Source organism: bacterium (genome assembly GCA_016703265.1).
Classification (GTDB): domain Bacteria; phylum Krumholzibacteriota; class Krumholzibacteriia; order LZORAL124-64-63; family LZORAL124-64-63; genus CAINDZ01.
The window spans coordinates 100,158-119,345 of sequence record JADJCK010000012.1 but is presented as its reverse complement, the minus strand read 5'-3'; the positions used below and the strand labels follow the sequence as shown (position 1 = coordinate 119,345).

The window sequence follows — 19,188 nt, the reverse complement described above, 5'->3', positions numbered from 1 at the left end:
GATCAGCGCAGGCCCGGTGGCAGGCTGCCCCCCTCGCCTCGCGCCAGCGATGCCAGCAGCGTGACCTGCGCCAATCTCTCCACCGTCTCCAGCAGCGCGAAAGCGGCCGGCAAATCGCGCCCCACCGTCACGGCGCCATGGCTGCCGAGCAGCACCGCGTCATGGCTGCGGATATGCGGCAGCACCGAATCGGCTGCAGCTTCCGTCCCCGGTTCGGCCCGCGAACACACGGGAACCCTGCCCAGGATGGCTGCGGTTTCCGTCAGCAGGGAGCCGTCGAGGTCGCGCCCTGCGGCGGCAAAGGCCGTGGCCCAGGGTGGATGCGCGTGGCAGATCGCCCCGATGTCCGGGCGGTTCTCGTAGATGCGGCGGTGAAGGGGCCATTCACTGGATGGGCGCCCACGCGGGCAACGGCCCGCGGCATCGATCTCGAGCAGGTCCTGGACCCGCAGGTCGCCCTTCCCCACGCCCGAGGGCGTTACCAGAAAAGCGTGGCCGCCGAGTCGAACCGACAGGTTCCCCTCGGCGGCCACGATCAGGTTCTGCTGCTGCAACCGGCGGCCGATCTCGACCATCTGCCGCCTCAGGAGGACCAGGCTGGTCATCGCCCTGCCCGTTTCCTCACGGACGGTAGAAGTACAGGTGCGACATGACGCCTTCAAAGAACTCGAGCAACTGGCGCTCCTCGGCGGCCTCGTTCCTCATCTGCAACTCGGTCTTCGGCACGTAGCCCGGCGTGTTCTCGATGTCGAACTGGTCCTGCTGCCAGATGCGCTGGTAGGCTTCTTCCTCGAGCCGGTTCAACATCTCGGTCGGGAAGCCGAGCGCGCTGCTGAACAGAACCGAACCGTCGGGGTTGATGCTCGGGTCGGCTTCATCGGCACGTGTGAAGTAGTACACCTCGGGATCGAGGGTTCCATCGGACGGCACGCGCCAGATACTGCGGTCGTGCAAGGTGATGGAAGGCGCACGGCGAGTGGATACGAAGTAGACACTGCTGCCGTCGAGCGCGTAGCACGGCGACGTGTTCAGCACACCCGTGATCGGATCGCCCTCAGCCAGCGGCGTGGACGTCAACCGACGCAGGTTGCGGTCCAGCGCCATGGTGCCGGCAGCCAGGCCCGTGGTGTCGAAGTCGACCGTGAACAACTCCGTGCCCACCCCACGCTGTCCCGCCACATCGAGGCCGCCACTGAAGACGAGCGTGGAACCGTCCGGCGACCATGCCGGTGTCTCGATGCGAGAATACTCCGTCGTCACCGGGAAGGCGCGTGCGCCGTAACCGTTATTGGCGCCGGCCGTCGACATGTCCAGCGCCCACAGCGCCAGACCTGAGCATGTCTCGAACGAATCCGGAATCGCACAACCCGACCGCGTGAAGGCCAGCCAACGGCCATCAGGCGACAGCGTCGGTTCAAGGTGCTGCCACAGGACCGGCGACGGCGTCGCATCGGCGGGTTCCATGAAGACAGGCGTCACCGTCGTCACTGCGGGATTCGTGATGTCGGCGCGGAACATGCGGAAACCGATGCGCACCCGCATCGGGAACAGGAGTGTCTGATCGTCCACCCACACCGGCGGACCCTTGTCGAAGTCGGCCGCGCCCTGCTGGAAGTCGCCGGTTCCGGAAATAAGGAGGCTGAAATCCTGCAGCCGGACCAGTCGCGCACCCAGCGCGGCGAGATTCTCCGCCGGCTCCACCCCGGTCTGGACCGGGATCAGTCCCACCTGCCGGTAATTGACGAAGTAGTCATCGCCCGCATAGCGCGGGTCCGAAGGCAGCGACCACCAGTCGCACGTGAAGGCGATGGTGGTACCGTCCGGCGACAAGCGCGGGCTGAGGTAATGGTAGCCGTCACTGGAGGTGTCGGTCGTGACCATGACCAGTTCGCCGCAGGAGTGATTGCCGCAGACCGTCAGGGTCTCCGACGGGTCCTCCTTGCTGGTGCAACCCACCACGACCAGGGTGGCGAGCAGGGCGAGGTAAGCCATCGGCAGGCAGCGGTTTCGCAGCCAAGTCATGTCTGGGAAGACCTCCGGCGCGGGGTATGCCGTGCGGCCGGGCGGACGTTCTCCACCACGGCCCCACCAGGGACATGGAAAAATAAGGCAAAGCGCCCGGGCAAAGCAACCGGCATCTGACAAACGACATCCGGCCGCATACGGACGGCCCCGATCCCGGTTCAGGATTCCAGCCGGAAGGCCACCGTGACCCGCAGCCAGCTCCAGATGGGGTACTTGCCCAGCCGAGACGCCGAGAACCTCCCGCGACGCAGGCATTCGGTAGCGGCCGCGGACAAATCCTCCGACGGCGAACTGACGACGACCGCCTGGCGCACCCGGGCGTCCGGGCTGAGCAGCAGGTCTACGACCACCTCGCCCTGCTCCCGCCGCTCCAGCGCCCCGGCCGGGTAGTCCGGCGCCGGGCCACCCTCGTGGCGGGCCGGGTAGCGGTTGAGCTGCTGGTAGAATTGCAGGAGGCGAAACGTCCGGCCGCCGGTGCACTTGGCAGCAGCGCCGGCCACCAGGGAGGCCGCGGCCAGGGTATCGCCGGACGCCCGCGCCACGTCGGCCAGCAGATAGTCGATGCCGGCGTCCTGTGGCCAGGCCGCCGCCGCCTCGGCCAGCAACTGGCGCGACCGTGCCAGCAGCCGCGGCTGGTTGCGCGCCCAACTGCCGACATCGCGCGCGGGACCTTCCTTCGGCAGCAAGGTGGGCTCTCCCTGCCCGGCCAGCATGTACAGCTGTCCGAGCGTCACCAGCACGAGCGGATGCCGCTGCCCCCCGCTGCACGCCAACTCGAGTTCGACGATGGCATCGGACCCGGCTCTCTCCCGGTAGAATTCGGAACTGAGCGCCACCAGTTTCTCGACGGCCGCCGGAATCTCAACATCATCGCGGCAGCGCGACAGCCGGTGCTCACGCCAGGCTCCTGCAGGAGCCGGCGACTCGTTCAGGTCGGCATCGCGGGCCAGCGGCCTGACCGCCACGGGCGGGGGCGCCTCTGCCGCCTGCCGGGGCCCCTTCGCCGTGCCGGCGCATCCGGCCAGGACGGCCAGCGCGGCCACGACGGCCGGCACGAACAGCTGCGCCCCAAACACTTTCGTTCCGCTGCGGCTCACGGCTTCTCCCCCGCGGCAGGCGGCGACGGCTCCCTGCCGGCGGCTTCAAGCGCGCCACGGGCTTCGTCCAGCCTGCCGAGGGCCACCAGCACGGCGGCCCGGTTGTGGTGATAGGCGGATCGGTCCGGCACCAGGGCCAGCGCCCGGTCCACGGCTTCGAGCGCCGCGTCCGCGCGCCCCGCTGCCAGCAGGTTGAGGGAAGCCTGGGCCCAGAAAACGTCTTCGGCCACGGGCACCTGTGTCGTGTCGCCGTCGGCAGCGGCCTTGAGGGCCGCCCCGGCCCAGATGGCGCCCCCGAGCCGCCCTTCGGACTGGACGGCCATGCGCCAGTCATCGCCGGTCCATTGCGCACACGGCGTGGCCGAGACAAGCGCAAGAAGCGCGGAGTCCGCACGGGCCCCGGCAAGGGCGGCCAGCAGGTGCCGCCGGACCTCCGCAGACGGCTGGGCCGCCCATAATCGCTGCAGCGGAGCCACGGCCTCACCCGGCCTGCCGGCCGACAGGAGCATGCTGCCGAGCAGCCGGTCGGCTTCGGGGCAGCCGCCGCACAGGCGCCTCGCCGCTTCGAGGTCCGCGCGGGCGCGCGCCCAGTCGCCCAGGGCGCCGCGGATCCGACCCGCCTCCAGCCGCGGGGCCACGGACGAGGGGTCCAACGCGGCGGCTTCGTCGAATTCCGCCAGGGCCCGCCCGCGGCGGCCCAGCGCTGCGAGCGCCAGTCCCAGCTGATGGTGGAGTGCACCGTCGCGGGGGTTCAGCTGCAGGGCCGGCTCGAGCATGGTGAGTGCTTCGCGGCTGCGGCCGGCGGCGACGAGCGCGGCACCGGCCCGTCCCTGCAACTGCCAGCCATACAGGGGGTCCTTGCCCCACCGCTTGACGCCCGCCAAGGCCAGTTCCGCCGCCTGGTCGGGCAATCCGACTGCCAGGAGGCTGTCCACCCGCGCCAGGGCCTCACGTGCCGCCGGCGGCGGCGCCGAACCCATTGCGGAACCGGCACATAGGATCACCACGGCCACGCCCAACAGGAGTGGCATTGACCGCGATCGGCCGTGATGGTAAAATAGAGCCGACATCTGCAAATCCAGGGGCGTCAGGCGCCCAGGCCATATGTTGCCACCACCCGTGCGCGGAGCGGAACTTGTCGCCCTTGTCGCCCCCACCGGGATTGCTTCCCGTCTGTCCGCCGCGCCGGCAGCGCCTGCTGTCTGCTGTCGCGTGCCGCCCGCTCGGGCTTGCCCTGCTCCTGCTGCTGGCGGTGGCGGGACCGGCCACCGCCCTCGTGCGTTTCGACTTCGAGCAGAAGTACTTCCGGCATCCGGGCCGGCAGGTCTGGGATTTCAGTATCATTCGACCCGACTCGGTCTACCACATTTTTTACCATACGATCCACGAGACCACGCCTTCGGCCACGGCTGCAGACACCATCTGGCATGCGACGAGCCCCGATCTCCGGCACTGGGAACTGAAGGGTCCGGTGCTCGTCACCGCCGGCGCCGCCGGCTGGGAACAGGGCGCGCTCTGGGCACCCTCGGTGACGCGCGATGAAGCGCAGGATCGCTGGGTCATGCTCTACACCGGCAGCGACGCTGCCATGAACCAGCAGATCGGGCTGGCCGTCTCGACGGACCTCGACAACTGGACGCGCCTGGGCAGCGGCCCGGTGATCTCGCCGGACACGACGGCCTACATCTGGAGCGCGAGCTCAACCTGGAGTGATTTCCGCGACCCGTTCCTCTACCGCGAGAACGACCGGTGGCATGTGCTGGTCACCGCCAAGCAGCTGCTCGCGGGCGTGCCGACCGGCGTGCTCTACCACGGCACGTCGGACGACCTGCTCACCTGGACGGATGAGAGTCCCCTGTTCATCAACGACGGGACGCAGCCGGGCCGCGTGCTCGAGAGCCCGCAGTACCGCGTCTTCGGCGATTGGCACCACCTGCTGTTCGGCGAGTTCAACGCGACGGGCGTGACCATCGTCTCGGCGCAGGACCCGGCCGACTGGACGATGGTCGGCAAGCGCCTGCTCGACCAGGGGTACGCGCCCCAGTTGGACACCTTCGATGCGGGCATCCACGTCTATTCGCGCCTGGCTGCCTATCAACTGCCGCTGGGCGCCGGGCTGGGCTACGTCGTGCGGCTCGACACGCTGCGAACGGCTGCGGACGGCTCGCTGCCGACGGTCTGGTTCCCCCATCCCCTAGATGCCGACTGGCCCGTGCGGTCGGGTGCAGCCACGCTCGGGAACCCGACATTCGGCGACAACTCGCTCTATCGCGGCGAGGCCAGCAGCGGCCTGGTCGGCACGGGCTTCTTCGGCAGTCGCGAATACTACCCGGGGCCGTTGTCGGGCCGCGGAGCGCCCGGTGCGATGCTCGGCGATTCCATCACCGGCAGCCTGCAGACCCGTCCATTCGTGGTGACCGGTCATCGCATGACACTGCTGGTGGGTGGAGGCGTCTTCCCGGCCACCTGTTACGTCGCCCTCGTCGACGCGAACGACGGCACGATCCTGCACTGTGAAACCGGCCACGGCTCCGTCACGATGAGCCCCCGCGAGTGGGACCTCTCCGCTGATCGCGGGCGCCTGTGCCGCATCGTCATCGTCGACTCCGAAACCTCGGTCGGCGGGTACATCAACGTGGACGAGATCATCGAACTCGATGCCGGCGTGGCTGCGGCGCCGACGCCCGCGCGCGCGCACCTCGGGTCGCTGGCCATCGCCCCCAATCCGGCCAACCCCTCGGCGCGCGTCTCCTTCCGCCTGGAGCGTCCCGGCAGCGTGACCGTCGCCGTCTACGATGTGCGCGGCCGGCGCCTCTGGCAGCACGGTCCGGTGGCCCTGCCGGCCGGCGAAACGGCTGTGACCTGGCCCGGCGTGGACGACGCGGGGCAGCCCGCACCTTCGGGCACCTACCTGGTCAGGGTGAGCGACGGCGCCGGGACCGTGGCCGGGGGCCGCCTCACGCTGGTGAAGTAGGCGCGGGACGTCGGCGGCGGAAAACGCTCAACGCCAGCCGCCGGCGGCCGATCAGCCCTACATGGAAACCGCACCCTCACGAACCTTCGTCGCCGACCTCGTCAGCCGGGTCGGCAGCCTGCCGTCGGTTGCCGCCCAGGTGGTCAGCCTGGCTTCGGACCCGAAGTGCGACATCGGGTCGCTGGCACGTGTCATCATGAGCGACAACGCCATGTCGCTGCGCTTCCTGGCCCTCGCCAACAGCGCCGCGGTCTCGCACGGTCGCGAGACGCGCGACCTGCGCGCGGCGTTGGTGAAACTGGGCCTGCGGCGCGTGCGCAACGTGGCACTCTTGATGGGCATGCACGACATGGTGCCCAGCGGCGACTCGCGCCAGTGGCTCGACACCAGCAACTTCTGGCGATTCAACCTGGCCACTGCCAGCTGCGCCCAGGGACTGGCCTGGCTGCGCGGCTCACGACAGCACGAGGACGCCTGGCTGGCCGGCATCCTGCACGCCATCGGACTCGCGGCCATGGCCCAGCGCGCCAGTCCCGAGATGGCCCGCGCCGCCGAACTCGCGCAAGAGTCGGGCATGACCCTGGCCGACGCCGAGATGCGCGTCTTCGACTTCCACCACGGCGAGGTCGGCGGCCGCCTCCTGCGTGAGTGGCACCTGCCGACACTGTTCGCCGATTCGGTGGAGTTCCTGCCCGAGGACTTCTCGCCCGGCGAGTTGCCGGTCGAGACGGCCGAGATGATCGCCTTGCTGCGCGAGGCGGTCCTGACCGTGCGCGCGATCGGATTTGGCGACAACGGCGACGGCGACGAGCCCTGCCGCCCCGAGGACCTGGCCGAGCGACTGGGCCTGCCGGAACCGGCGATGCAGGCCCTGGCCGACAAGGTCGATCGCGAAGTGCAGGAGATCTCGAAGCTGATCGGGCTCGATGTCCCGGCCGACCTGTTCGCGGCGACACTGGCCAAGTCGCAGGAAGAGGTCGCGCGCGTCGGCCTGGAAGGCCTGGACGAGACGCTGGCCCGCGAGGACCTGGAGCAGCAGCTCAATGCGGCGCGCGAGATCCAGCAGCGACTGCTGCCGCGCAGCCTGCCTGAAGTGCCCGGCTACCGCCTGGCGGCGACGAACGTGCCTTCCCTGCATGTCAGCGGCGACACCTACGACTGCCTGCACCTGAGCGACGGATCGCTTGCCGTGACCATCGCCGACGTCTCGGGCAAGGGCATGCCCGCCGCGCTGCTGACCGGCACGTTGCAGGCGAGCCTTCGGGCACTGGCACGCGTCACCAACGATCCCGGGCAACTGCTCGAGGCCGCCAACGACGCCCTCTTCGAGAGCACCGACCCCGAGCGGTTCGCCACCCTGTTCATGGCGGTCCTGAATCCGGACGGGTCCGGACTGCGCTATGCCAGCGCCGGGCACAACCCGCCCCTGCTGCTGCGGGCCGACGGCACCGTGCAATGGCTCAAGCCCGCCGGCACCCCGTTGGGGATGATTCCCGAGATGACCTACCCGGTGTTCCCCGTGCGCCTGGACGCCGGAGACCTGCTGGTGGCCTACACCGACGGCGTCACCGAGGCGATGGCCCCGGACGGCACCGAATTCACCGAAGCTGGCCTCGAGACCGCGGTGCGGGACGCGGCCGCCGGCGGCCCGCAAGCGGTGATCGACGGCCTGCTGGCAGCCATCGCCGTCCACATCAACCAACCGGGCGATGAATCGGCGGCCGGCCGCCTGCTGGGCGCCGCAGCGGCGCAGACCGGCCTGGCCGCCGCCAGCGACGACATCACGCTCTTCGTCCTGGCGCGGGATGCCTGACCCGGGACGGTTTGACCGCCATCCCTGTCGCGCCTACTTTGGGGGGACGGTTGAGCCCTGCCACCCTCGTCCCGGGATACCCCATGAGTACGACCCGCATGGCGCATACAACCCACATGGCCCCCGACGGTCGACGCACGGACTACCCGCTCGGCCAGGAGATCGCCCATGCCGTCACGCACGGGGCCGGGGCCCTGCTCGGCGTGGTGGCCCTGGTGCTGCTGGTCTGGCGCGGTGCGCAGGCCCATGATCCCTGGCGCATCGTGGCGGGAGCCGTCTACGGAACCAGCCTGATCCTGCTGTTCAGCGCCTCCTCGATGTACCACGCGCTGCGGCCCGGCCGCGCCAAGCAGGTGTTCCAGGCCCTGGACCACGCCGCGATCTACTTCCTGATCGCCGGGACCTATACCCCCTTTGCGCTCGTGACGCTGCGCGGCCCCTGGGGCTGGTCGTTGCTGGGTATCGTCTGGGCCCTTGCTGCCGGCGGAATCGTCTTCGAGGTCCTTGTGCGGCGACGCTTTCTCCGGCGCCTGTCGCTGGTCCTGTACCTGGCGCTCGGCTGGCTAGCGTTGATCGTCGCCGTGCCCCTGGTGCGTCACCTGCCGGCGCCGGGGCCGCTCCTGCTGCTGATCGGCGGGGTCTTCTACAGCGGCGGCGCCGGGTTCTACGCCGCCCGCGGGCTGGCCTGGAACCACGCCATCTGGCACCTTTTCGTGCTGGCGGCGGCAGCCTTCCACTTCTTCTGCGTCTACATCTGCGTCATGGGCTGACCGGCCGTCCCGGCGGCCTCCCCGGTCCCGAAAAAGCCTGCCATTGTGGGCGTCGAACACAGGTTGTGCTATACTTTTGGGAGCCCCGGCCCCGCGGCCGGCGGGGCGGCGGGCGTGTCCATGCCCGGAACCGGCCAGTCACCGACCCGGCGAACAGGATCCGACATGACCAGCGAACCCAACGATTTCCAGGAATCCACCTCCCAGCCCGACCCGCAGCTCGCCTCAGAGACGCCGACGCCGGAAGTGCCCGGCAGCCCGGTCGTACTACCGGCAGATGACGAACCTTCCACCGAGTTCGCGGCCCTGCTGGCCAGCGAGGGCGCCGCCGCCCCGTCCGAGCCCAGGGCTGGCGACAAGGTGTCCGGCACCATCGTCATGATCACAGATGCGGAGGCGATGATCGATTGCGGCGGCCGCAGCGAGGTGCCGATGTCGATCGAGGAACTGCGTGACGACAAGGGCGAACTGGTCCACAAGGTCGGCGACCACATCGACGGGCACCTGGCCAAGGGCAAGGACGGCGACCTGAAGTTCACGCTCGCGATCAACCTGCGCGAAGCCGGGAAGCGGGCGCTGGCTGATGCCTTCGCCAGCGGCACGCCGGTCGAGGGCAAGGTCGGCGAGACGAACAAGGGCGGCTTCTCGATCAGCCTGTCGGGTGTGCGCGCGTTCTGCCCGTTCAGCCAGATCGACCTGCGGCGCGCCGACGACCCGAGCATTTTCGTGGGCAAGTCCTACAAGTTCAAGATCGTCGAACTGTCGGAGGACGGGCGCAACGTCGTCGTCTCGCGCCGCGCCTTCCTGCAGGAACACCGCGACACCGAGGCCACGCGCACCCGCCAGGCGCTGTCGCTGGGCGATGTGCGCGACGGCACGGTGACACGGCTGGTCCCGTTCGGCGCCTTCATCGATATCGGCGGCATCGAGGGCCTGGTGCACATCTCGCAGATCTCGCACCAGCGCGTGGCCAATCCGGCCGATGTGCTGCGCGAAGGCGAGACCGTGAAGGTGAAGGTGCTCGAGATCCAGAACCTGGGCGGCGGGCGCAACGAGCGCATCAGCCTGTCGATCAAGGCCCTGGCCAGCGACCCCTGGCCGTCGACGGCCGGTTCGCTCGCCGCCGGCAGCGACGTGACCGGCAAGGTCACGCGCCTGGTCGACTTCGGCGTGTTCGTGGAACTGCAGCCGGGCATCGAGGGACTGATCCACATCTCCGAGCTGGCGAACCGGCGTATCGTCCACCCGCGCGAGGTCGTGAACGAGGACGAGGAGATCACGGTGCGCGTGCTGGATATCGACCTGAGCCGGCGGCGCATTTCGCTGTCGCGCAAGCAGGCCAGCGACTACGACGGCGAGTAGCCCGGACCCGGCCGTCCCCGCAATCATGAAGGCCGCTGCCCTCGCAGGCAGCGGCCTTTTCCTTGCCCGGTGCCATCCCTGCCTGCAGCTTCCGGCAGTCGGCTCAGTCAGGCGACGGGGCTGGCACGCAGCCTGATCACCGCGTCGGCGACAACGGTGGCGGCGAACACGGCGTCCTCTTCGGCATGGTCGCGCGCAAAGCACAGCCGCATGCTGGCAGCAGCCAGGTCCGGCGGCACGCCCAGGGCAGCCAACACGGTCGATGGCGCCGCGCTGCCTGCCGCACAGGCCGAACCCGCCGAGACGGCCAGTTGCGGCATCGCCATCAGCAGCTTGCCCGGCGGCACGCCCGCGAACCCGAGGTTCAGGCTGCCCGGGAGGCGCTGCACGGGATCGCCGTGCAGGTGGACACCGTCGAGGCGCTCCCGAAGCGAGGCGAGAAACTGCGCTGCCAGGGCACGGAGCCGGACGGCATCATCATCCAGGCGCTGCGCCGCCAGGCGGCAGGCCTCACCGAATCCGGCGATGCCGGCCACGTCCGGCGTACCGGGGCGCAGGCCCCGCTCCTGGCCGCCCCCCAGTTGCACGGGCTCGATCGCGACGCGCGGGCCGCGACGGCGCAGGTACAGCGCACCCACGCCCTTCGGCCCGTGCAGCTTGTGCGCCGAGACCGCCAGCATGCCGATGCCGTCTCGCGTCACGTCGACCGGGATGCGCCCCACGGCCTGGGCGCCGTCGCACAGGAACGGCACTCCCCGCTCGCGACAGGCTTCACCGATCCGCGCCACCGGCTGCACCGTGCCGATCTCGTTCTGCGCCGCCAGGCAGCAGACCAGCCGCGTGTCGTTCGCCATCGCTGCGGCCACATCATCGGGATCGATGACGCCCGAGGCATCCACCGGCACGCGTGAGATGCGCCAGCCCGCAGCCTCGAGCCTGGCCAGCGGCGCGGACACCGCCGCGTGCTCGAAAGGGCTGGTCACGATGTGCCCTGGACCGGGCCACGCTGCCGCGAGCCCGAGCACGGCCAGGTTGTCGGCTTCGGTGGCGTTGGCCGTGAAGATGATCTCGCCGGGCGCAGCCTGGATGAGGGCCGCGACCTGCTCGCGTGCCAGCTCGACTACCTTGGCTGCAGCCCAGCCGTAGGCATGCGACGCGGCCGGGTTGCCGAAATGGTCGCGGGCCACGCGCTGCATGACTTCGAGCACCGCCGGATCGGGCGCCGTCGACGCGTGGTTGTCCAGGTAAAGCAGCTTGCGCACGGGCATGGTTTCCCTACCTGGCACGGCCCGCACGGGCTGCGCTCCGCTCAGCGGCTGAGTTCGAGCATGCGCTCGATCGGCGTGCGCGCCCGATCGGCCAGCGCTGCGTCCAGCGTGATCTCCGGCGTGCCGTCGCGCAGGCAACGATACAGTTTCTCCAGGGTGTTCTTCTTCATGTACGGGCACTCGTTGCAACTGCACGATTCGTCGGCGCCGGGCACGGGGATCAGTTCCTTGCCGGGATTCTCGCGCTGCATCCGGTGCAGGATGCCGGGCTCGGTGACGACGATGACCTGCCGGGCCGGCGTCCGCCGTGCGAATTCGAGGATGCCCGTCGTGCTGCCGATGTAGTCGGCGTGCTGGAGCACCGCCGGCGGGCACTCGGGGTGCGCCGCGACCACCGCGTCCGGGTGCGCCACCTTGAGTTCGACCAGGCGTCGCTCGCTGAAGGTCTCGTGGACCTCGCACGAGCCCGGCCAGAGCACCAGGTCGCGGCCCAACTGCCTGGCCACCCAATCCCCGAGGAAGCGGTCCGGCGCAAACACCAGCGGCTGGTCGGGCGGGAACGAGGCGACGATCTTCAGCGCATTGCTGCTCGTGCAGATCACGTCGCTGAGGGCCTTCGTGGCGGCGGAGCAGTTGATGTAGCTGATCACCTTGTGGCCCGGGTGGCGCCCGATGAACGCCGCAAAGGCATCGGCAGGGCACCCGTCCGCCAGGCTGCAGCCGGCGTCGAGGTCGGGCAGCAGCACGGTCTTCTGCGGGCAGAGCAGCTTGGCCGTCTCGGCCATGAAGTGCACGCCGGCGAAGACGATCACCTCGGCGTCGGTGGCGGCCGCGGCCTGGCTCAGGCCGAGGCTGTCGCCCACGTAGTCGGCGACATCCTGGATCTCGGGCTCCTGGTAGTAGTGGGCCAGGATGACCGCCCGGCGTTCCTGCCGCAGGCGATCGATTTCCCTGTGGAGGTCGGTCCCCGCCGGACCGCCGCCGGGACTGGGCTGCATCACGCGGGCTCCTTGCCGGCCCGGGCCGGTTGGACCCGGGACACCCCGCCAATCTTGCCCCGACAGGGCCTTTCGGCAAGGCCGTGGTCCAGCCCGGTCCGGCCGCAAGAGGGGTTGGGTGTGGACTTTCCGGGGCCGGACACGTAATATTCACCAGTTGGCATGACGGCCACGGCCACGTGGCGGGCATGGCGATCCCCACGCCGCAAGGGCACTGCCGAGACGGCACCGGGGACGCGGCGGCCGGCCGTTCCGTTCTCCCCACCAGTTGAACGTGAGGAAGACCAAGGAATGAACAGTTTCGGTTCCCCCCTCGCGGGCGCCAGGGGTCCGGTCCGTACATCGGCCCGGGTCGCTCGCCTTGCCTTGTGCCTGCTGGCCGCCATGTTCCTGCTCAACGCCTGTTCCGACGACGCCTCCGATCCGCCGTTCACGCCCGCACCCACGCCCGAAGCGCAGGATTGGCTCTTCGATGTGCAGGGCACGGCCGCCAACAACGTCTACGAGTGCGGCGCCAAGGGCGCGATGTTCCACTGGAACGGGACCGCCTGGTCCGCCGTCGACATGAGTACCCGCGATCCCGTGGTGCGCATCTGGAAAGAGGATGGCGGCAGCACGCTCTACGCCGTCGGGCACAAGGGCCACATCTGGCGCAACACCGGCGGCACCTGGTCGGGCATGACCAGCGGGACCAGCAAGAACCTCTACGGCATCGGCGCCCTCAACGGTGTCGTGCACGCCGTCGGTCAGGACGGCACCATCTGCCGCCTGTCGGGCTCGACCTGGTCCACCGTGGCGGGAAGCATGTTCCAGCTGAACGAAGTGGGCGTGCCCGTGGACACGCTCCTCGTGGCTGAGGACCTCGCTTCCCTGGTGACGGTCAACCACTACTTCCTGGGCGGCGCCTACATCGACCCCAACTACGTCGGTCCGCGCACGGGCATCCTCGGTACGCGGGGCATGGTCCTGGCCACCAACACCGACGCCGCGCTGAACGGCGAGTGGGTTTTGCGCCCGCTCAGCGGCGAGCAGATCGTGCCCCACGAATGGGTGCTCGCCACGACTTCGGATCCGGCCATCCTGAGCCGCAACTACCTCGGCACTTCCGAGGGCTGGCTGTTCCGCCTGACCCGCGACGACGACGGCAAGAATGTCTGGTCGAAGTTCTATCCCGAACTCACGGACAATCCCGGCGCCGGCATCAACGACCTGTGGGTCGATGCGACCGACAACGTGTACCTCGTCACCGACGAGGGACAACTGGTTTTCCAGACCGCGGACTACGACTTCAGCACCGAGACCGGTCGTCGCGTTGTCCTGTACGATGGCATCGACCGGCTGACCGGCATCTGGGGTTCGGGCCCCGGCGACCTCTGGTTCGTCGGTTACCGTGAAGAGACCATCTTCCATGCCGTCCACGACCAGGGCACGGACGACTGCACCGTGACCACGACGACCGTTGACTTCCCCGCCAAGTCCGGCGGGTCGCTGGGCATGACCGACCACCTCGGTCGCCCGCTGAACTGAGGCTCCCCGCGGCGGGGCGGCCACTGCCGCCCCGCCGTTCTTCTCCCCGACCCCGCCGGCCCCTGCGGCGCTGCAATGGTCCCTCGCTGACGATCCTGGAGGTTTTCCCATGTCGCATCCGTCAAGCCGCCGGTTGGCCGGCGCTGCCCTCGTCCTCGTCCTGGCCGCCTGCCTGGCCGCCACCGGGGCCCTGGCCCAGTACAAGCCCGACCCCTCGGCGCCGCGCGCCGACATCCCCAAGTCCTCGCAGTGGAACGCCGCGCACATTTTCGCGGACGAGGCCGCCTGGGAGGCCGAGATGGCCGCCATCGGCGCCGACATCCCCAAGCTCGAGGCGTTCAAGGGCCGGTTGGGCGAATCGGCAGCGACGATGCTCGACGCCCAGAACGCCACCTTCGAGACGATGAAGCGCCTGTACAAGCTGTATGTGTACGCCCAGGTGCTGTACGACGTGAACCAGGGCGATGCCCACAGCCGCCAGATGCAGGGCCGGGTCGCAGCGATCATGCCGGCGTTCGGCGAGGCCACGTCGTGGATGCAGCCGGAACTGCTCGAGATCGACCCTGCGGTCATCCGCAACTTCATGGCCGAGGACAAGGAACTGGCCGTCTACGACTACTACTTCGAGGAACTGTGGAGGCAGAAGGCCAACACGTTGAGCAGCCCCGAGGAGCGCCTCATGGCGCTGACCGGCAACATGCGCTCCACGCCGGGCGATGCGCACGAGTCGCTGCTGGGCGTCGACATGAAGTTCCCGGACATCACCAATGCCAAGGGCGAGAAGATCCCGGTGACGGTCAGCGGATGGTCGGCCCTGCGCTCGAGCGAGGACGAGACGGTGCGCGGCCAGGCGCGCGACGCCTTCTTCGGCACGCTGCGCGGTTACGAGAACACGTTCTCCGTGCTGCTGGACGGGGCCGTGAAGTCGCACATCATGACCAAGGACGCGCGGAACTACGAGACCTGCCTCGACGCCGCGCTGTCACCCGACAACATCAGCCCCAATGCGTACCGCATGCTCATCTCCACGGTCCGCGAGAGCCTGCCGCGCACCATGCACAAGTACGTGGACCTGCGCCGCAAGGTGCTGGGCACGCCGGGGCCGCTCACCTTCCCCAACCTGTACAATGCGATGATCGAGGGCGTCGAGCCCGAGTACACCTACGATGAGGCGCGCAAGATCATCGTCGAGGGCCTCAAGCCGCTGGGCAAGGAGTACACCACCCTGCTGGCCGAGGGCATGGATCCGAAGAACGGCTGGATCGACGTCTACCCGAACGAGGACAAGCGCAGCGGCGCCTACAGCAACGGCGTCCTTGCGAAGGACATCCATCCGTACGTGCTGCACAACTTCGACAACTCGCTGGACGCCGTCAGCACGACGGCGCACGAGATGGGCCACGCCCTGCACTCGGTCTTCTCGAGCCGTCACCAGCCGCCCGTGTACGCCGGCTACACCACGTTCCTGGCCGAGGTTGCCTCGACCTGCAACGAGGCGCTGCTGACCAACCACCTGTTGGCCGAAGCAGACGATGTCGACGTCAAGCTGATGCTGCTCAACCAGCGCCTGGAGTCGATCCGGCAGACGATCTTCCGCCAGACGCTGTTCGCCGACTTCGAACTGCGCTTCCACGAGCACGCCGAGAAGGGCAACCCGCTGACCGCCGAGTATCTCAATACGACCTACGGCGACATGATCAAGGAGTACTACGGCCCCAACTACGAGTTGGGCAAGGACGACCAGTGCGAGTGGATGTTCATCCCCCACTTCTACTACAACTTCTACGTCTTCACCTATGCCACGGGCCTGACCAGCGGCCTGGCCCTGGCTGACGAGATCAGCGCCCGCGGCGACAAGCCGGCGCAGCGCTACATCGACAACATGCTGAAGGCCGGTTCGAGCGCGCCGCCGATCGATATCCTGCGGAACGCGGGCGTCGACCTCGAGACCCCGGCGCCGATCGTCGCGGCAATGGACATGTTCGAACGGACGGTGGACGAGTTCGATCGTCTCTGGACGCAGAAGTACGGCAAGAAGTAGTCGCGATCCCGCGATGTGAAATGCCAGCGCCGGGCCCGGAAGGGCCCGGCGCTTTTTCAACTGCACACGACGGCAGGCCTACGCCAGGAGGTTGAGGACCGTGCCAGGGACCAGGCTGGCGTGGACCCGCGCCGCCTGGGGCGGCGACGCCAGGGCGTCCTGGCGCACCCGCTCGGCGGCGACCTTCGCAAGGTCCGCCGGGCCGGCGCCCGTCGGTGCGCCCTGGGGCAGCATCGGAGAGGCCGCGAGGTTGTTGGGCTGGACCGCCGTCGGGTCCGCATAGGTCGGCGACTCGGGCGCTGCCGCCTGCGGCAGCCACTGGTCGGTCGACGAGTCACCGACCGGTGCACGGGGCGCCGGCACCGCCGGGGCCGCCGTCGGCTCCAGGTCGGGTCGCGGGTGTGGGGCTTCCTGCCGGATGGGTGCCGGCGCGGCAGTGGGCAGTGCGCCCGGGATGTGCAGGCTCATGGTGGCCGTCCCTGTGGGCTGTGCGGGGGCCGCCGGCCGTGGTCGCGGCACGGGCGGATTCCGCCGGATACCACGCTATCGGCATGTCCCAATCGGAACTTGAGCCCCGGGAGCGAAATAAATGCTCTCCCAAGTATGTAATGACAAAAAAAACGCCGGAACCGGGTTCCGGCGTGATTGTGGTGGGCCGCCCGGGACTCGAACCCGGTACAACCTCCTTAAAAGGGAGGTGCTCTACCTGATGAGCTAGCGGCCCACGCTGAGGTGGCCGGTCAATATGGGAGTCCTGCCGCCCGGAGTCAAAACAGCCCCGCGAAGCGCCCGGGCTCAGCCGGAGACGCCTTCCGGGGTCCAGATCATCTGCGTGCGGTCGCGGCCGACGCTGACCCCGACGATGGGAACGCCGAGCACCTGCTGCAGGAAATCGAGGTAGCGCCTGGCGGCCTCGGGCAACTCCCCGATCGAACGGCATCCGTTCAGGGGCTGGCGCCAGCCGGGGAATTCCCGGTACACGGGCCGGCAGCGCGGCAGGGCTTCACCCAGCGTCGGGTAGAGATCGACCGTGGCGCCGTCGAGTTCGTAGGCCACGGCGACGGGCACCACCTCGGCAGTATCCAGGACGTCGAGCTTCGTGATGATGACACCGTTCATGCCGTTGATCTCCACGGAGAAACGCGCCGCCACCGCATCGAACCAGCCGCAACGCCGGGCACGCCCGGTCGTGGCGCCGAACTCGCCGCCGGCCTCGCGCAGGCGGTCGCCGGGCTCGCCAAGAAGCTCGGTCGGGAACGGTCCGTTGCCCACCCGCGTGCAATAGGCCTTGAAGATGCCCTGGATGTCCCCAGCGCCCCCGGCGGCAGGCCTGTACCCGTGAGCGCACCGCCAACCGTCGTGTTGCTGCTGGTCACGTAGGGGAACGTACCGTGGTCCACGTCGAGCATGGTGCCCTGGGCGCCTTCGAACAGGGCCGACTCGCGCCCCGCGCGCACGCCCGCAAGCAGGTGGTGGGCGTCCACGATCATCGGCGCCAGCAACTGGGCCAGGACCACCAGCTCCTCGGCCAGGACCCGCGCCGGCATGGGCTCGGCCTGGTAGGTGTTGCTGAGCACCTCGTTGGCCGAGAGGATCTTCTCGATGACCTTGCGCTCGAGCCGTTCGGCCGGCAGCAGCAGGTCACCCATGCGCAGCCCGGTGCGCTGGACCTTGTCGAGATAGGCCGGGCCGATGCCGCGGCCCGTGGTGCCGATGCCGTGGCGCCCCAGCTTGGCCTCGCGAAGCTCGTCCATCCGCATGTGGTACGGCATGAGCAGCGCCGCGCCGGCCGCGACGAAGAGCCGGTCGCGGATGTGGAACCCGCGCTCCTCCAGCCCGATCATCTCGTCGCGAAGGGCCCAGGGATCGACGACCATGCCGCCGCCCAGGAGGCAGCGCACGCCGTCATGCAGGATCCCCGACGGGATCAGGTGCAGCACATGCTTGTCCGGGCCGATGTGGATGGTGTGGCCGGCGTTGGCGCCGCCCTGGTATCGCAGCACCCAGTCGACGTCGCGGCTCAGGGCATCAACGATCTTGCCCTTGCCCTCGTCGCCCCACTGCCCGCCGATAATCACGCGATTGCGCACGGCCGACTCCCCGTTGCGGGCCCCCGGGGCCCAAAAAAACGCCCGATCATCACACCGGATGTCGAGCGGTACCTGACCGCATCATCGCCGATCGGTCAATTGCCGTCAAACATCGCCTTCAAGGTACCCCAGAGTCGCTCGTCGACCAGGGGACCGGAGCCGCACTCGTCGGCTACGCCGGGGTTGCCGGCCTGTGAGGTGACATTCCCGTCCGCAGACCCGTCACCGTCACTGTCGCCGACCTCGACGCCGTTGAGGCAGCCGTCGCCGTCGGAATCAAGCATCGCCAGGTTCGAATCCCAGACGCGTCCGTTGGCCCGAAAGTCGCTCCCGAACACGTTCAGGGCGGCACTGCCGGCCGTCGGGGCCCCGGTGGTGTGGCAGGCGAGGCACAGGTTGGGCGTGATCACGGGCAGGCGCGACATGTCGAGGTTGGTGGCCCGGGCGCCACCGGCGCACGCCGCGACCAGGACAACCGCCAGGGCGGTCGCCGCCAGTCCTCCGGACTGTGTCCTCGGTCGCATGCACCTCACCATCCGCGATGATGGTTCCACCCGGAAAGCGGGCCGCCGCACGGCGCCCCGCCGCACCCATTATACCGCCCGCGAAATGCCATCGTCAAATTCAGGGCTCGACGTTTGCCGCCAGGAGGGCCTCGACCCAGGCCAGCATTTCGTCGCGCCCCTTCCCCTTTTCGGCCGAAGTGGGGATGAACGGCGTGTCCGGGGCCGATCCCAGGACCTCGATCAGCTCCCGGTAGCGGCCCGCCAGCTTCGTGGCCCCCAGCTTGTCGATCTTGGTGGCGGCAATGGCGCAGGGGTGGCCCGCCTCGCGGATCCAGCCGGCGACCTCCTGGTCGTCGGCGGTCGGGCGATGGCGGACGTCCAGCAGCTGGAAGACGGCCATGGGCCGGTCATCGGCGGCCAGGTAGGTCTGGAACAGGCGCCGCCAGACCTCGCGCTGGGAACGGCTTACCTTGGCGAAGCCGTAGCCCGGCAGGTCGACCAGGTAGTAGCGCCCATCCACGATGAAGTAGTTGAGCAGCCGGGTCTTGCCCGGCTTGCCGCTGGTGCGGGCCAGGTCGCGCCGATTCAGGAAGTGATTGATCAACGAGGACTTGCCGCAATTGGAACGCCCCATGAAGGCGAACTCCGGCAGCACCACTTCCGGGCGGCCGCGCAGGTCGGGTGTGCTGGTCACGAACTCGACGTGCACCGGGCCCT

General features: G+C 69.0%; 15 protein-coding genes, 1 tRNA gene and 1 pseudogene. 6 read left to right on the top strand and 11 right to left on the bottom strand.

All coding sequences use genetic code 11. The features are described from left to right. Positions 1–2: 2 nt before the first annotated feature. The 4 genes from IPG61_18705 to IPG61_18690 form a co-directional block, all read right to left on the bottom strand. Positions 3–605, bottom strand: coding sequence for a class II aldolase/adducin family protein (locus tag IPG61_18705; GenBank protein ID MBK6736057.1), 603 nt, complete (start codon positions 603–605; stop codon positions 3–5). Positions 606–621: 16 nt separating this feature from the next. Then, positions 622–2,022: a PD40 domain-containing protein gene (locus IPG61_18700; GenBank protein ID MBK6736056.1), complete on the bottom strand. Its 1,401-nt coding sequence runs from the start codon at positions 2,020–2,022 to the stop codon at positions 622–624. A 161-nt stretch (positions 2,023–2,183) separates the two neighbouring features. Further along, a complete protein-coding gene (locus tag IPG61_18695) occupies positions 2,184–3,122 on the bottom strand; it encodes an energy transducer TonB (GenBank protein ID MBK6736055.1) in 939 nt (312 codons plus the stop codon). Beyond that, positions 3,119–4,153 carry a tetratricopeptide repeat protein gene (locus IPG61_18690; GenBank protein ID MBK6736054.1) on the bottom strand — a complete coding sequence of 345 codons (1,035 nt, stop codon included), beginning with the start codon at positions 4,151–4,153 and terminating at the stop codon, positions 3,119–3,121. Before IPG61_18690 ends, IPG61_18695 begins: the two co-directional genes overlap by 4 nt. 104 nt (positions 4,154–4,257) lie before the next feature. On the opposite strand from IPG61_18690, the gene IPG61_18685 reads away from it, so the two are divergent. From IPG61_18685 to IPG61_18670, 4 genes are all read left to right on the top strand, one after another. Continuing rightward, positions 4,258–6,096 (top strand): family 43 glycosylhydrolase, encoded by a 1,839-nt coding sequence (locus IPG61_18685; protein MBK6736053.1) that lies wholly within the window; start codon positions 4,258–4,260, stop codon positions 6,094–6,096. Between the two features lie 61 nt (positions 6,097–6,157). Next, entirely contained in the window at positions 6,158–7,909 is a 1,752-nt protein-coding gene (locus tag IPG61_18680) for a SpoIIE family protein phosphatase (GenBank protein MBK6736052.1), read from the top strand. A gap of 116 nt (positions 7,910–8,025) precedes the next feature. Next, positions 8,026–8,679 (top strand): hemolysin III family protein, encoded by a 654-nt coding sequence (locus tag IPG61_18675; GenBank protein ID MBK6736051.1) that lies wholly within the window; start codon positions 8,026–8,028, stop codon positions 8,677–8,679. A 165-nt stretch (positions 8,680–8,844) separates the two neighbouring features. Continuing rightward, entirely contained in the window at positions 8,845–10,041 is a 1,197-nt protein-coding gene (locus tag IPG61_18670; GenBank protein MBK6736050.1) for a S1 RNA-binding domain-containing protein, read from the top strand. 107 nt (positions 10,042–10,148) lie between these two features. Here the strand turns inward: IPG61_18670 and IPG61_18665 are convergent, their stop codons facing one another. Together IPG61_18665 and nadA are read right to left on the bottom strand one after the other, a co-directional pair. Further along, on the bottom strand, positions 10,149–11,303 hold the full coding sequence (locus IPG61_18665) for a cysteine desulfurase (protein MBK6736049.1): 1,155 nt from the start codon (positions 11,301–11,303) through the stop codon (positions 10,149–10,151). Positions 11,304–11,350: 47 nt separating this feature from the next. Next, entirely contained in the window at positions 11,351–12,307 is a 957-nt protein-coding gene (gene nadA / locus IPG61_18660) for a quinolinate synthase NadA (GenBank protein MBK6736048.1), read from the bottom strand. A 384-nt stretch (positions 12,308–12,691) separates the two neighbouring features. On the opposite strand from nadA, the gene IPG61_18655 reads away from it, so the two are divergent. Together IPG61_18655 and pepF are read left to right on the top strand one after the other, a co-directional pair. Further along, a complete protein-coding gene (locus IPG61_18655; GenBank protein MBK6736047.1) occupies positions 12,692–13,834 on the top strand; it encodes a hypothetical protein in 1,143 nt (380 codons plus the stop codon). 109 nt (positions 13,835–13,943) lie between these two features. Then, positions 13,944–15,875, top strand: coding sequence for an oligoendopeptidase F (gene pepF, locus IPG61_18650; GenBank protein MBK6736046.1), 1,932 nt, complete (start codon positions 13,944–13,946; stop codon positions 15,873–15,875). Between the two features lie 78 nt (positions 15,876–15,953). On the opposite strand, the gene IPG61_18645 is transcribed toward pepF, so the two are convergent. From IPG61_18645 to IPG61_18625, 5 genes and pseudogenes are all read right to left on the bottom strand, one after another. Continuing rightward, a complete protein-coding gene (locus IPG61_18645; protein ID MBK6736045.1) occupies positions 15,954–16,343 on the bottom strand; it encodes a hypothetical protein in 390 nt (129 codons plus the stop codon). A gap of 180 nt (positions 16,344–16,523) precedes the next feature. After that, positions 16,524–16,599 (bottom strand) — tRNA-Lys (locus IPG61_18640). 71 nt (positions 16,600–16,670) lie between these two features. Further along, positions 16,671–17,965, bottom strand: a pseudogene (locus IPG61_18635) (adenylosuccinate synthase). 95 nt (positions 17,966–18,060) lie between these two features. Beyond that, positions 18,061–18,489 carry a hypothetical protein gene (locus IPG61_18630; protein MBK6736044.1) on the bottom strand — a complete coding sequence of 143 codons (429 nt, stop codon included), beginning with the start codon at positions 18,487–18,489 and terminating at the stop codon, positions 18,061–18,063. A 100-nt stretch (positions 18,490–18,589) separates the two neighbouring features. After that, complete coding sequence (locus tag IPG61_18625; protein ID MBK6736043.1) at positions 18,590–19,180, bottom strand: YihA family ribosome biogenesis GTP-binding protein; 591 nt, start codon at positions 19,178–19,180, stop codon at positions 18,590–18,592. Between the last annotated feature and the right edge of the window lie 8 nt (positions 19,181–19,188).